Origin of the sequence: Pseudomonas sp. XK-1, from assembly GCF_038069885.1 — a bacterium.
In the GTDB taxonomy this organism is placed as follows: Bacteria; Pseudomonadota; Gammaproteobacteria; order Pseudomonadales; family Pseudomonadaceae; genus Aquipseudomonas.
Window position 1 is genome coordinate 142,083 of record NZ_JBBPES010000008.1, and the last position, 13,989, is coordinate 156,071.

General features: G+C 64.4%; 8 protein-coding genes. 5 read left to right on the top strand and 3 right to left on the bottom strand.

Annotated features, from left to right (window positions below):
* Nucleotides 1-152 precede the first annotated feature (152 nt).
* On the top strand, nucleotides 153-1,382 hold the full coding sequence (locus WMW70_RS19970) for an acyl-CoA dehydrogenase (protein ID WP_341439205.1): 1,230 nt from the start codon (nucleotides 153-155) through the stop codon (nucleotides 1,380-1,382).
* Nucleotides 1,383-1,562: 180 nt separating this feature from the next.
* Nucleotides 1,563-4,793, top strand: a complete 3,231-nt coding sequence (locus WMW70_RS19975; protein ID WP_341439206.1) for a DUF1631 family protein — start codon at nucleotides 1,563-1,565, stop codon at nucleotides 4,791-4,793.
* Between the two features lie 15 nt (nucleotides 4,794-4,808).
* Here WMW70_RS19975 and WMW70_RS19980 read toward each other — a convergent pair whose 3' ends face one another.
* The 3 genes from WMW70_RS19980 to xthA form a co-directional block, all read right to left on the bottom strand.
* On the bottom strand, nucleotides 4,809-4,991 hold the full coding sequence (locus WMW70_RS19980) for a hypothetical protein (RefSeq protein WP_341439207.1): 183 nt from the start codon (nucleotides 4,989-4,991) through the stop codon (nucleotides 4,809-4,811).
* A gap of 103 nt (nucleotides 4,992-5,094) precedes the next feature.
* Complete coding sequence (locus WMW70_RS19985; RefSeq protein ID WP_341439208.1) at nucleotides 5,095-6,465, bottom strand: phosphate ABC transporter substrate-binding/OmpA family protein; 1,371 nt, start codon at nucleotides 6,463-6,465, stop codon at nucleotides 5,095-5,097.
* Nucleotides 6,466-6,607: 142 nt separating this feature from the next.
* Nucleotides 6,608-7,420: an exodeoxyribonuclease III gene (xthA, locus tag WMW70_RS19990; protein ID WP_341439209.1), complete on the bottom strand. Its 813-nt coding sequence runs from the start codon at nucleotides 7,418-7,420 to the stop codon at nucleotides 6,608-6,610.
* A 142-nt stretch (nucleotides 7,421-7,562) separates the two neighbouring features.
* Here xthA and WMW70_RS19995 point away from each other — a divergent pair, with 142 nt between their 5' ends.
* The 3 genes from WMW70_RS19995 to WMW70_RS20005 all read left to right on the top strand — a co-directional run bounded on the left by WMW70_RS19995 (nucleotide 7,563) and on the right by WMW70_RS20005 (nucleotide 13,757).
* Nucleotides 7,563-8,204 carry a GNAT family N-acetyltransferase gene (locus tag WMW70_RS19995; protein WP_341439210.1) on the top strand — a complete coding sequence of 214 codons (642 nt, stop codon included), beginning with the start codon at nucleotides 7,563-7,565 and terminating at the stop codon, nucleotides 8,202-8,204.
* 148 nt (nucleotides 8,205-8,352) lie between these two features.
* Nucleotides 8,353-10,080: an autotransporter assembly complex protein TamA gene (locus tag WMW70_RS20000; RefSeq protein WP_341439211.1), complete on the top strand. Its 1,728-nt coding sequence runs from the start codon at nucleotides 8,353-8,355 to the stop codon at nucleotides 10,078-10,080.
* Nucleotides 10,077-13,757: a translocation/assembly module TamB domain-containing protein gene (locus tag WMW70_RS20005; RefSeq protein WP_341439212.1), complete on the top strand. Its 3,681-nt coding sequence runs from the start codon at nucleotides 10,077-10,079 to the stop codon at nucleotides 13,755-13,757. The genes WMW70_RS20000 and WMW70_RS20005 overlap by 4 nt, the downstream gene beginning before the upstream one ends.
* Nucleotides 13,758-13,989: the final 232 nt, after the last annotated feature.

Sequence of the window (13,989 nt, forward strand, 5' to 3'; positions counted from 1 at the left end):
ACGAAATGGCAACAGACCCGCATGGATCATATATCGGTGATGAATGTTTATACACGGTGAGAATAGGTTAGATAAATCCTAGTCCCTGATCTAGCATCATTTCCACCTCACCGAATCAGTCATTCACACTCAGCGTCAGAAGGTAGCCGCCCATGGATTTCGCCTACTCCCCCAAGGTTCAGCAACTGCGTGAACGCGTAACCGCGTTTATGGAGACCCATGTCTATCCAGCCGAGGCCATGTTCGAGCAGCAGGTCAATGAAGGCGACCGCTGGCAGCCCACCGCGATCATGGAAGAGCTGAAGGCCAAGGCCAAGGCTGAAGGTCTGTGGAACCTGTTTCTGCCGGATTCCGAACTGGGCGCTGGCCTGACCAACACCGAATATGCACCGCTGGCCGAGATCATGGGCAGTTCCCTGATCGGTCCTGAACCCTTCAACTGCGCTGCGCCGGACACCGGCAACATGGAAGTGCTGGTGCGCTACGCCAACGAAGCGCAGAAGGAACAGTGGCTCAAGCCTTTGCTGGACGGCACCATCCGTTCCGCCTTCGCCATGACCGAACCCGGTGTGGCCTCATCCGATGCCACCAATATGCAGGCCAGCGCCGTACGCCAGGGCGATGAGTGGGTGATCAACGGCCGCAAGTGGTGGACCTCCGGCGCTTGCGATCCGCGCTGCAAGATCATGATCTTTATGGGCCTGACCAACCCAGACGGCCCGCGCCACCAGCAGCACTCGATGATTTTGGTGCCGATGGATGCCCCGGGGGTCAAGGTGCTGCGGCCGCTGCCGGTATTCGGTTACGACGACGCGCCCCACGGCCACGCCGAAGTGCTGTTCGAAAACGTGCGGGTGCCTTATGAAAATGTGCTGCTGGGCGAGGGCCGCGGCTTCGAGATCGCCCAGGGTCGCCTCGGCCCAGGCCGCATTCACCACTGCATGCGCTCCATCGGCATGGCCGAGCGCGCGCTGAAGCTGATGTGTCAGCGTTCGGTCGAGCGTACCGCGTTCGGCAAGCCACTGGCACGCCTGGGTGGCAATATCGACCATATCGCCGACTCGCGCATGGAAATCAATATGGCCCGTCTGCTGACCCTTAACGCGGCTTATATGATGGACACCGTGGGCAACAAGATCGCTGCCAGTGAAATCGCCCAGATCAAGGTGGTGGCACCCAACGTCGCCCTCAAGGTGATCGACCGGGCGATCCAGATCCACGGCGGGGCGGGGGTCTCCAACGACTTCCCGCTGGCCTACTGGTACGCCATGCAGCGTACCCTGCGCCTGGCTGACGGCCCGGACGAAGTGCACCGCGCGGCCATCGGCAAGTTCGAGATCGGCAAGTACATGTCCCGCGACATGATGAAAGCCAGCCGCTGATCGGATAACCCCCGGCTGCAAAGAACGCCAAGGCCCGCGGATGCGGGCCTTGGCGTTTGTGTTTGGGGTAAACGCCAGCCGTCGGCCAAGCGCCTGGCGGCGTTGCTGGCGACCTGTGCAAGTGCCTGTGGCGGTCTATAGTGCTTGAGTGGAAACGAGCCAATACAGGATGTAGGGGGGATGTCGATGCAACAGCGTACCGCCGTAATCGCTGCCTTGTGTCAGGCTGTCAGTACACATTTACCGCCTTGCCTGGAGGCTCTGGTCGATGCCTCGAATCGCGCCTTGAATGAACTGCGCCTGTCGGCGCGCAGCAATTTCGAGGCCCAGGGGTGCGACGATTTCCTGCGCCTGTGCAGCGCCCTGCGTGAGCGCACCATCGCCCAGACCGTGGCGGCCATCCTTGAACTCCTGCCCAGCGGCACCACCCCCCAGGCCGTAACCCCCTCGGGCAGCGAGTGGCAGCTGGTCGATGACGCGGAAGTAGAGGAGATGCTCGAAGCGCGCCGCCTGGTACGCCAGCTGCGCGAGCCCCTGGGCGTCATGGAGTGGCGCAGTTGCGCACGCCTGAACGCCGTCACCGGGGCCCACGCGAAAGATCGCGAAAACCCGCTGTCGCTGGAATTCATGATCCGCGTGCTGCAGTCGCGGCTCAATCTGCGCGGGCAACTGCCTGTGGTGCGCGAGCACTTCTATGCCGCGGCGGCCAAAGAGCTGAGCGTGGTGCTACAGGCCTATTTCAAACACCTGGATACGGTCTTCGCCGAATTTCAGATCGAGCCGCGCATCGATCCGGTGGTGCACCCGGCGCTGGAGCGGCAACGCGCCCGGGCGGCGCGCAAACCGGATGCGTCCTACCAGGCGATCCAGCAGTTGCGCGCGGTGGATGCCGGCTCCGGCGTAGGTTCGAGTCCGGTCGCGGCGCAGCCCGTCGACCCGGCAGTACTGCAGCAGGCGCTGAGCCAGGTGCAGCGCCTCGAACCGCCTCAGCAGGGCTGGTCGGCCCAGGCCTTTGTTCAGGAACTGCAGGCTGCCGGAGCCAGCTTGTCGCCGCGCCAGAGCGACGATGCCGGGGTGGTGGCCGAGCTCTTTCAGCACATCGAGCAGGAGTCGCTGATCGCCCAGGACATCAAGCCGGCGCTGCGCCATCTGATGTTGCCGGTGGCCCAGGCCGCGATGCTCGAACCCGCCGCCTTTGCCGACACCTCTCACCCGGTCCGGGCCACTCTGGACAAGCTGATCCGCCTCTGCGATTTTTCCGACCCGCCCAATCTGGCGCTGGAAAACCGCGTACAGCAGCTGATTGCCGACATAGTGGCGGACTATCGTGGCGACAACAGCGTATTCAGTCGCTGCAATGACGAGCTGGAGCAGTTGCTGGCCATACAGCAGCGCGCCTACAGCAACAATGCCGATCGTGTGCGCCAGTACAATCGCGGACGCGACGCCCTGGAGCGGGCCCGCCAGCAGGTCGGCCGCGAGCTGTTGGCGCTGTTCGGCAGCCGGGCACCGCAGATACTGCTCGATCTACTGGACAGCGGCTGGCGCGAACTGCTGGTGCACGAGCTGATTCGTCACGGCGAACAGAGCGCCGAATGGCTGGATGATCTGGCGGTGATCCGGCAACTGAACCACTGGCTCCAGGTGGAGGCCGGCGGTGCAGGTTCTGACAGCGAGCCGGTCGAACGTGCCTACGAGTCAGGCGCGGTTCTGGAGCTGATGCGCAAACGCATGGAGAGCTTCCTGCCCGGGCAGTATCGCCACACTCCGGTGCTCAATCAGCTGCAACAGCAGTTGCAGGGTGAACAGGCGGTCGAGCTGGTCGAGCTGCAGCCACCGCAAGCGCAAACCCAGGACTTGCGCGACCTCGAACCCGCGCAACAGCGTTGGCGCGAGCGGGTTCAGCAGCTCAAGGAAGGCGACTGGCTGGTGACGCAGAAGGGCCAGCATTTGCAGCTGATCTGGGCCAACCCGAGCAGCGACCACTATGTTCTGGTCGATAGCCAGGGCCGTGAAGCCGGCAGTTTCACGTCCCATGAACTGATGCACCAGCTCGCCACCGGTTGGATCGGCACCTCGGCACCGGAAGGCCAGGGTGTGATCCAGGACCATCTGGAGAACATCGTCGGCAAGCTCTACCGCGATATCGCCTATGCCCGCAGCCACGACGAGCTGACTGGTCTGCTCAATCGGCGCAGCTTCGAAGCCGCCGCGGCCCAGGCCCTGGCCAGCCCCCAGCCGTGCGCCTTTATCTATGGCCATATCGACCTGTTCAGCGTACTCAACTCCAGCTTCGGCCCCCTGGCCGGGGACACCTACCTCAAGCACACCGCCAGCCTGCTGGCGGCCCAGTTACCCGCAGGGGCAACCCTGGCGCGTATCGGTGGGGTGGATTTTGCCGTGGTGCTGCCCCAGGCCGATGCCGACCAGGCCAGCCTGCAGGCCGAAGCGCTGCGCGCCGCCATAGAAGGCAACCCGCTGGAATGGCAAGGCCATTCGCATAGCGTGACCATGAGCCTGGGCATCGTGCTGACCCGCGATTGCCACGATGTGATCAACCTGTTCCGCGACCTGCAGATGGCCTGCAACAGCGCCAAGGAGGCGGGGCGCAACCGCGTGCATGTCTACAGCGACGAGATCGACGGTGCCCGCACCGGGCTGATGGCCATCGCCGGGCGGGTGGACGATATAGTCGAACGCGGCGAGCTTAGCCTGCGGGTCCAGCAGATCGCGTCCACCGAATCCAGCAAAGGGCACCTGCCGCATTACGAAGTGCTGCTGGTGATGGAAAACGAGCTGATGTTGCTGGACTTCATCAGCGCCGCCGAACGCTATAACCGCATGACCAAGGTCGACCGCTGGGTGCTCAAGCGGGTGTTCAGCGGTCTGGCCCAGCACCCGGGCATCTGGGATCACTGCAGCGGCCTGTCGGTCAACCTGTCCGGCAGCAGCCTGAATGACGACCGCCTGCTCGAGTTTATCGAGTCGCTGTTCGAGGACTACGCGATACCGCCGCAGCGTATCTGCTTCGAGCTGACCGAAACCGCCGCGGTGGCCAACCTGACCAAGACCGCCGACCTGGTGCGTTACCTGCAACGGGTCGGCTGCACCTTTTCCATCGACGATTTCGGCACCGGTTTTTCGTCCTACGAGTACCTCAAGCGCCTGCCGGTGGATTACGTCAAGATCGATGGCAGCTTCGTCAAGGAAATCGAGCGCTCGCCGAGCGACCATGCCATGGTCAAGTCGATCAACGAGATTGCCCATGTGCTGGGGCGCAAGACCATCGCCGAGTACGTCGAAACGGCCAGCATCCGTGAGTGCCTGGCTGCCATGGGCATCGACTTCGTGCAGGGCTATGGGGTCGAGATGCCGCTGTCGCTGGACGCGTTCTTCTCACGCTACCGCTAGGGCCTGGGTGTGGGCTCAGGAGGTTGGCTGGTCCTTGTCGGCGGCGGCCAGTTCGCGCAGCCAGAGCAGGCGCTGATGCAGTTGAGCGGCAAAGGCGCGGGCGGCCAGCTCCTCATAAAAGGTCAGCCCCCGCGGCCCCATGCGTACCTGCCACAGTGTGCGGCCATGGCGCTGCAACGCTTCGATCTGCACATCCATCCGCCTGCATTCCCCTGTCTGCCGAGTAACGGCCGCCACCTTCATGCGGCCGTCTTCCCAGAGGTTACGCCAAGTCCCGCCGAAGCGGGAGTAGGCCGCCGGCTCAATAAACCCAGACCTCGACCCGGCGGTTGCGGATACGTCCGTCATCGGCGTTGTTGGCGGCCACCGGCAGTTCGTCGCCGAGACCGATGATATCGCGGAAGCTGACCCCGGCTTTGCTCAGCTCGCGGCGCACGGCCATGGCGCGCAGCTTGGACAGCAGCTCGGCGCGAGCGACATCGGCCTTGGCGTCGCCGAAGCCGACCAGCACCACCTTGCGCTCGAGTTTGTTCTGCTGCTGCAGGTAATCGAGTAGCCGCGGCAGATCGCGCAGGGCCTTGTTATCCAGGCTGGCACTGCCTTGCTGGAAACGAAAATTCACCGACAGCCGCTGTGCCTCCCGGGTCAGCGCCTGGTACCGGGCGGGCATCTCGGGGGTGGCCGCGACCTGCATGGCCTGCACGTTCTGCGCAATAAAGCCGCTGCGCTCGACAATGGCCTGGCCACGCGGGCTATGGGCGAACTGGACCAGGGCACGCGCCCAGGGGTTGGCCAATGCGGGCTGGTTATAGAGGAACAGACGCCGCGACAAGGGGTAGTCCTCGGTGGCAATCAAGGCCGGGGTGGGCAGCATGGGCTGCGAGTCGCCGGCGGCGATCGCCAGGGCCTTGGCCTGGCGGATATAGGGCAGGCCGATAAAACCGATGGCGTTGCGGTCCTGGCTGACTGCATCGGAGAGCTGCTCGCTGGACTCATAGCGCTTGGCGTGGGCGGCCAGGGTCCTGGCGTTGGCGCTCAACACCAGTTCCTTGAAGGTGTCGAAGGTGCCGGACTTGTCATCGCGGGCGTACAGGCTAATGGGGCCGGGCGGCGCGCCGAGCTGTGCCCAGTCGCTCAGCTCGCCGGCAAACACCTGGGCCAGTTGCTCGGTGCTCAGGGCCGTCAGTGGGTTGCTCGGGTGCAGAATGATCGCCAGCCCATCGAGGGCGATAATCTGCTCGGCCTCACGGCTGGTCAGATCGCCCAGGGCGGCCAGGTTGCTGGCTTCGCTGTCCTTGATCGGCCGCGAAGAGGCGGCCAGCTCGGCGCTGCCGTCGGCCAGGGCGCTAAAACCGGTGCCCGAGCCGTGTGCGGCCACTTCGATGCTCAGACGGCGGCCATCGGCGTTTGTGGCGACTATCCTCTGCTCGTTTTCCACCATCCCGGCTTCGATGCGGATGGCGCTCAGGCCCTGTTCTTCCAGCATGCCTTCGACCAGTGCCGGCCCCAGCCGTGCGCCTATGGTGTTGGAACCCTGGATACGCAGCACGCTGGCGTTGTTATCGGCGGCCAGGACCGACCAGGGCAGGGCATAGCAGACGGAGCCGAGCAGCAGAAAGCTGAGGGTGCGAAGCCAGGTTTCACGGTCAGACGTGGAGAGGGCGCGCGACATGCGGCAGACACCTTGTGGTGAGTGAAGGTGCTGCGAAGATAAGACAAAAATATGACCGCAATATGACGACGGGGTGATGCCTGGAGGGCTCTGCGATGGGACGGGTCAGCAGGGTGCCGACCGCCCCGGTCGGTGGCAGTGGTCAGCCCAGTTCAAGCCAGATCGGCGCATGATCCGAGGGCTTCTCCATGCCGCGCAGCTCATAATCGACGCCGGCATCCTTGATCCGCTCTTGCAGCGCCTGGGAGGCGAGGATCACGTCGATGCGCAGGCCGCGCTTGGGGTCGTCCTCGAAGCCGCGGCTGCGGTAATCGAACCAGCTGAAGCGATCATTCACCGCCGGATTGAGATGGCGGAAACTGTCGATCAGGCCCCAGTTCTTCAGGGTCGCCAGCCACTCGCGTTCTTCCGGCAGGAAGCTGCACTTGCCGGTTTTCAGCCAGCGCAGGCGGTTCGGCTCGCCGATGCCGATGTCGCAATCCTCCGGCGAAATATTGATATCGCCCATCACCACCAGGGCTTGCTCGGGGCTGAACTGGCTTAGCAGCAGGTTCTGCAGGTCGGCGTAGAAGCGTTGCTTGGCCGGGAACTTGGTGGGGTGGTCGCGGCTTTCGCCCTGGGGGAAGTAGCCGTTCATCACGGTGACCGGGTTGCCCTGGGCATCGGCAAAGGTGCCGTAGATAAAGCGCCGCTGAGCGTCTTCGGCGTCACCCGGAAAACCCTTGTGCAGCGTAAGCGGCTCCTGGCGTGAGAGCAGGGCGACGCCGTAGTGGCCCTTCTGACCGTGGTAATGCACCTGGTAACCCAGCTCACGAATCTGCGCCTCGGGAAACTGCTCGTCGGCCACTTTGGTTTCCTGCAGGCCGATCACATCGGGCTGGTGCTTGTCGATCAGCGCCGCTAATTGATGGGGGCGTGCGCGCAGGCCATTGATATTGAAGGAGACGATCTTCATGGGCGGCAGTCCTGGGTTGCGCTCTGGAAAGCAGGGGATGCTAGCCCATTCGCCGGAGGCGGGCCAGCCGTATGGCGGCCGGCGCAGTGCAGTGCTAACGTGGCATCAGGCCCATAAATAAAGAAGAACTGAGGTCAATACCATGCCCAACAGTCCCGCCGAAGTTCGTATGCTCGACAGCGGCTATGCCCGCGAAGCCCGCTCGCTGCTGTATCACGCCTACCGCCACGACCCCACCTTTGCCTACCTGTTCGAAGCCGACCGGCCCGGCTATGACCAGCGTGTGCGCGCCACCGTGCGCGAGCTGGTGCAGCAGCACTTCAGCGAGGACCTGCCGGCCATCGGCTTGCTGATCGACGATCGCCTGATCGGCATGGCCCTGATCGCGCCGCCTCAACGGCGCATGGATATCACCGAGAGCTGGAACTGGCGTATGCGCATGCTGCTGACCACCGGCTTTCGCTGCACCAAGCGCTACCTTGAGTACCATGATGCGGTAATCGCCTGCCTGCCGCCTGGCCCTTATCACGTGCTGCCGCTGCTGGGTGTGCATCCGCAATATCAGGGCCAGCACCTCGGCGAACAACTGCTTGAAGCGCTGCACAACTGGTGCGCCGAAGATACCGGCTCCCAGGGGGTGGTGCTGGATACCGGCAACAGCCATTACCTGGACTTCTACAAGCGTCAGGGCTACCAGGAGATTGGCGAGGTGGCGGTCGGCCCGATCATCGAGCACGTCTTCTTTCACCCCAGCCCGCAACCGGCAATCAAGGCCAGCGCCTAGGGCGCTGTCGATCACCACCGGTAATCGTTTTGCCCATGGATACTGGCCTTGGTTGGGTTTGAACGGCGGTTACCGGTTGAAATAACTGCGTGCTGAAAATCGTTCTCAACGCTCTAGGGTGGCACTTTGCTCGTGCTAGCATCCGCCCATGGGTGTTTTCTTCAGGCTTACTGCTGCATGTGTTCTGCTATTGCTCGGCTCTTCAGTGCTGGCCGAAGCGCGTTTGCTCGTGCGTGTGCAGCCGGCCAATAGTGCCCTCAAGGACAATATCGAAGGCCATATCGGCAGTCTTGGCGAGCGCGATGCCCGGGCCCTGCGGCGCTACGTGCGCAGCGCCGAAGCGCAGGCACAAAAGGCGGCCCAGGCCCTGGGCTATTACCATGCGCAGATCAGCAGTGAAGTCAGCGATGGCGCGACGCCGCGCCTGACCCTGCGCGTCAACTCCGGTGAGCGGCTGCGCTTGCGCGAGGTGACCCTGCGTATCGAGGGCCCGGCCAGTCAGCTCGCGGCGTTTCGCCTGCCGCGTGATGCCCAGTTGCGCAGTGGTGCGCCACTCAATCATGGGCGTTACGAGGCGGCCAAACGCAGTATCCAGAATCAGGCGTCACGCTATGGCTTCTTCGCCGGACGCTTTACCCGGCAACGCCTGGATATCGATCCGGCGGCGGGGGTGGCCGATATCGAACTGGTCTATGACAGCGGGCCGCGCTATCAGTTGGGCGCGATCAGCTTTACCGGCGACGTGCCCTTCGAGACGCAATTGTTGCAGCGCATGGCGCCCTTTGCCGCCGATAGCCCCTATGACTCAGAGCTGATCGCCGAGCTGTATCAGGCGCTGCGTTCCAGCGGCTATTTCGAGACGGTGCAGGTCGATGCCAATCCGGCTAGCGCGGAGCAGTTGCGCATCCCGGTAGTGGTTCAGCTGCAGGCCCGTCAGCCGCGCAGCATGGGTCTTGGCCTGGGGTTTTCCACCGATGTGGGGCCGCGGGTGCGGGCCAACTGGACGCGCCACTGGGCCAATCCCCAAGGTCATAGCTATGGTGCGGAAACCGAGCTGTCGGCACCGCGGCAGAATCTCGGCCTCTGGTATGACATCCCCCTCGACCCACCGCTGACCGACAAGCTGCGGATTGCCGGCGGCTATCAGTTTGACGATCTGGCCGATAGCGATATCGACAGCCGCCTGCTCACCTTCGGCCCGGAGTGGCACCGCAAGCTCGACAGCGGCTGGCAGCGGGTGATCTCGCTGAAATGGCAGCATGAGGAGTACGACCTGGGTGATGACAGGGGCAGCAGCACCCTGTTAATGCCGGGCGTCAGCTATTCGCTGTTGCGCAGCAATAACCAGATCGACCCCAACCATGGCTACCGCCTGCAGTTCGAACTCAAGGGGGCCGCCGAAGGCCTGCTGTCCGATACCAGCCTGGTACATGCCAATGTCCAGCTCAAGGGCCTGACTACCCTGGCCAGCCGGCATCGTTTCCTCGGCCGGGTGCAGTTCGGCGGCACCGAGGCCGGCGGCTTCGGCAATGTGCCGCCGTCGCTGCGCTTTTTCGCTGGCGGCGACCAGAGCGTGCGCGGCTATGACTACCAGAGCCTGTCGCCGGAGAACCGCGATGGCGACAAGGTCGGTGGTCGTTACCTGTTCTCCGGCAGCCTCGAATACCAGTACAGCATCGCCGAGCGCTGGCGGCTGGCGAGCTTTGTCGACCAGGGCAACAGCTTCAACTCGCTGGATATCCCCTCGCTGAAAAGCGCGGTGGGGTTCGGGGTGCGCTGGGTCTCGCCGCTGGGGCCGTTGCGCTTCGACCTGGCGCATCCGCTGGATGATCAGGGCGGCGTGCGCCTGCATTTCTCCATGGGGCCGGAACTGTGAAGCCATTACCGCGCAAGGGACTGCGCAACGCACTGTTAAGCCTGTTCTGCGTGCTGCTTCTGCTGAGCGCCGGGCTGAGCCTGCTGCTGAGCAGCCAGACGGGCAGCCGCTGGCTGCTGGAACAGGTGCCCGGGTTACGGGTCGACGGCTTCAGCGGCACGCTGGGCGGTACCTGGCGTGCCGAGCAGCTGCACTGGCAGCAGGAGGCCAACAGCGTGCGGGTCGACAGCCCGAGCCTGGCCTGGTCGCCGGCCTGCCTGTTGCGCATGACCCTGTGTATCGAGCGCCTGCATGCTGCGCAGATCAGCCTGGTGTTCCCGCCTGGCGAGGCAGCTGACAGCGAAGCCTTCAGCTTGCCGGAACTGTCCCTGCCGTTGGCCCTGCAGCTGGGCGAGATCGCCATCGACAGCCTGCTGTTCAATGACAATGAGGTGCTGCAGGGTCTGCAGCTGGCTGCACAGTGGACCACCCGGGGGCTGCGCATCGACAGCTTGAGCCTGCACAGCGGCGAACTGCAGCTCGAGCTGACGGGCCTGCTGCAGACCACTGGCAACTGGCCGCTGCAGCTCGCTGGCCAGTTGCAACTGCCCGCACCGCAGCAACAGCCCTGGCTGCTGGCCTTGCAGGTCGAGGGCGATCTGCGTGAGCGCCTGCAACTGCAGGGCGACAGCAGCGGCTACCTGCTGGGTCGCCTGAGCGGCGAGCTGCAGCCGCTGGCCGAGCATTTTCCGGCCCGCCTGCAACTGCAGGCCGAGGGTTTCAAGGCCAGCACCGAGCTGCCGGACAGCCTGCGCTTCGACCAGCTGGCATTGAGCGCCGACGGCGATCTGCAGAGCGGTTACCGGCTCAGTGGCAGTGCCAGCCTGGCGGCCCAGCAAGAACCCGTCGCGCTGGTGCTGCAGGCCCTGGTAACCGCTGCCGGTGCCGATATCGAGGCGCTGCGCCTGACTGCCAGTCCGCAGCAGCAGGTGCAACTGAGCGGCCGTCTGGACTGGCAGGAGGGCTTTAGCCTCGACAGCCGGTTTGACTGGCAGGACTTCCCCTGGCAGCGCCTTTATCCGCTGGAGCAGGAACTGCCCGTGGCGCTGCATAGGCTGCAGGGCGAACTGGCCTACGACAAGGGTCATTACCTTGGCTACTTTGCCGCCGAACTGGAGGGCCCCGCCGGAGCCTTCAGCCTGCAGAGCCCGCTAAGTGGCGACCTGCACAAGCTGTATCTGCCCGAGCTGCGCCTGCAGGCCGGCCAGGGCCGTGCCGAAGGCCAGGTCAGCCTGGGTTTTGCCGAACAGCTGAGCTGGGATGTGCAGCTGCAACTCAGCGAGCTGAATCCCGCCTTCTGGCTGACGGAGTTGCCCGGCACCCTGGCAGGGCCGCTGAGCAGTAGCGGCAGCCTGAAGGATCAACGCCTCGAACTGACAGCCGATATCGACCTCAGCGGCCGCCTGCGCGGCCAGCCGGCCGTGGCCCAGGCGCGGTTCGCCGGCAGCCCGGACAATGGCGAACTGAGCCGCCTGGAATTGCGTCTGGGCGATAACCGCATCTACGGCCAAGCCTCGCTGCAGCAGCAATTGCAGGGGCAGCTGACCCTGGCCATGCCCCGTCTGGGGCAGCTCTGGCCGCAGCTGCAGGGTCAGTTGCAGGGCCAGCTCGATCTGGCCGGCAGCCTGCAGGCACCGCAAGGCCAGTTGCAGCTCGACGGCAGGCAGTTGGCCTTTAGCGATCGGCGTCTGCAGCAGCTCAGCCTCAACGCCAGCCTGGACAGGGCCCAGCGTGGCCGCCTGAATCTCGATGTCAGCGGGATCCAGTTGGGCGAAACCAATCTGGGCCGGCTTAACGCCAGCGCCGAGGGCGACCGTCAGCGCCAGAGCCTTGAGCTGCAGCTTGAGGGACCGTCGCTGCAAACCCGGCTGGCGTTGGCCGGGCGTCTGGATCAGGACAACTGGCGCGGCCAGCTGCAGAGCGGTCAGTTGCAGAGCGGCGGCCAGGACTGGCGCTTGCAGCAACCGGCAACCCTCAACTACCTGGCCAGCGGCCAGCTGGATCTGGGCGCGCACTGCTGGCGCTCGGGACCTGCCAGCCTGTGCGGCGAGGCCCAGCGCCTGCTACCCGAAACCAGGCTGCGCATGCGCCTGAGCGATTTCCCCCTGGACAGCCTGGCCCCCTGGTTGCCCGAGGACTTCGCCTGGCAGGGGGAGCTCAACGGCCTGCTGCAGCTGGACCTGCCGACCAGTGGTCCGAGCGGACGTTTGCAACTGGATGCCGGCAGCGGCGTCTGGCGCGTGCGTGACCAGCAACACTGGCTGGACTTTGCCTATGACAGCCTGCGTCTGAACACCGAGCTTGGGCCGCAACGCATCGACAGCCTGCTGGAATTGCGCGGCCCGAAAATCGGCGAGCTGGAGCTGCAGGCCCGGATCGACCCGCGTCCGGCGGATAAGCCGCTCACTGGCAGCTTCCGTCTGAGCGGCCTGGATCTGGCATTGGCGCGGCCCTTCGTGCCCATGGTCGAGCGCATCGCCGGCCAGCTCAACGGGGCAGGAACCCTCTCCGGTGGCCTGCTGGACCCACAGGTCAACGGCAACTTGCGCCTGCTCGACGGCGAAGTGTCCGGCGGCGAGTTGCCACTGGACTTTACCCAGCTGCAGCTGCAGGCCCGCATCGACGGCGAGCGTCTGCTGCTCGAAGGTGGCTGGCGCAGTGGCGAGCATGGCCAGGCCAGCCTCGACGGCGAGCTGAGCTGGAGCCAGGGCATGGTCGCCGATATACGCCTGCGCGGCAGCCGCCTGCCGGTCAGGGTGGAGCCCTATGCGGCGCTGGACGTCGAGCCGGACCTGCGCCTGCGCCTGCTCGATGAGCAGCTTGCGCTGACCGGCAAGGTGCTGATCCCCAGCGGCCGGATCGAGGTGCGCGAGCTACCGCCGTCAACCGTGCAGGTTTCCAGTGATGCCCGGGTGGTTGGCCACGAAAGCCCGGCGCATCGGGCTCCGGCAATCGCCATGGATATCGCTGTCGAAGTCGGTCAGCAGCGCCTCAGCTTCAGCGGTTTTGGCCTGGATGCCGACCTGGCCGGACGTGTACATATCGGCAACGACCTGGATACCCGCGGCGAACTGAGCCTGAACAAGGGGCGATTTCGCGCCTATGGCCAACGCCTGACCATCCGCCGTGCGCGCCTGCTGTTCGCCGGGCCCATCGACCAGCCCTATCTGGATATCGAAGCGATCCGCCGGGTCGACAACGTGACGGCGGGGCTGCGCCTCAGCGGCAATGCCGCGCAACCCACCAGCACGGTGTTCTCGGAACCGGCCATGAGTCAGGAGCAGGCGCTGTCCTATCTGGTGCTGGGGCGGCCGCTGGGGCAGGGCGGTGATGACAACAATATGCTTGCCCAGGCGGCATTGGCCCTGGGCATGGCCGGCAGTGCGCCGCTGCTCGGCAACCTGGCCGCGGGCCTGGGGCTGCGCGATTTCCAGCTGGATACCAAAGGCAGTGGGGTGACCACCAGTGTGGTGGCCAGCGGCAATCTGTCCGAGCGGCTTAGCCTGCGCTATGGCGTCGGTGTATTCGAGCCCGCCAACACCATAGCGCTGCGCTATGAACTGAGCCGCCGGCTCTATCTAGAGGCCGCCAGCGGGCTGGCCAGCTCCCTGGATATTTTCTACCGGCGCGATTTCTGATCCCCGCGCCCGGTAGGTAAACCAGCCCTGATGGCCTCTGTGTTTATGCGGTCTTTGTTGTTGAACAAAGGCCTTAACTCCCGGGTAACCGCAGGTTCACGATAAAAACGTCCAAGTAATTGAATCTAAACAGTTAAAACAACTGCACAAGTCTTCATATACTGACGCCCCCAATCTCGGGGCAGCCCTGGCTGTGGCTGACAGGCATTGCCGACCCGTTGTCGGCGGTTAA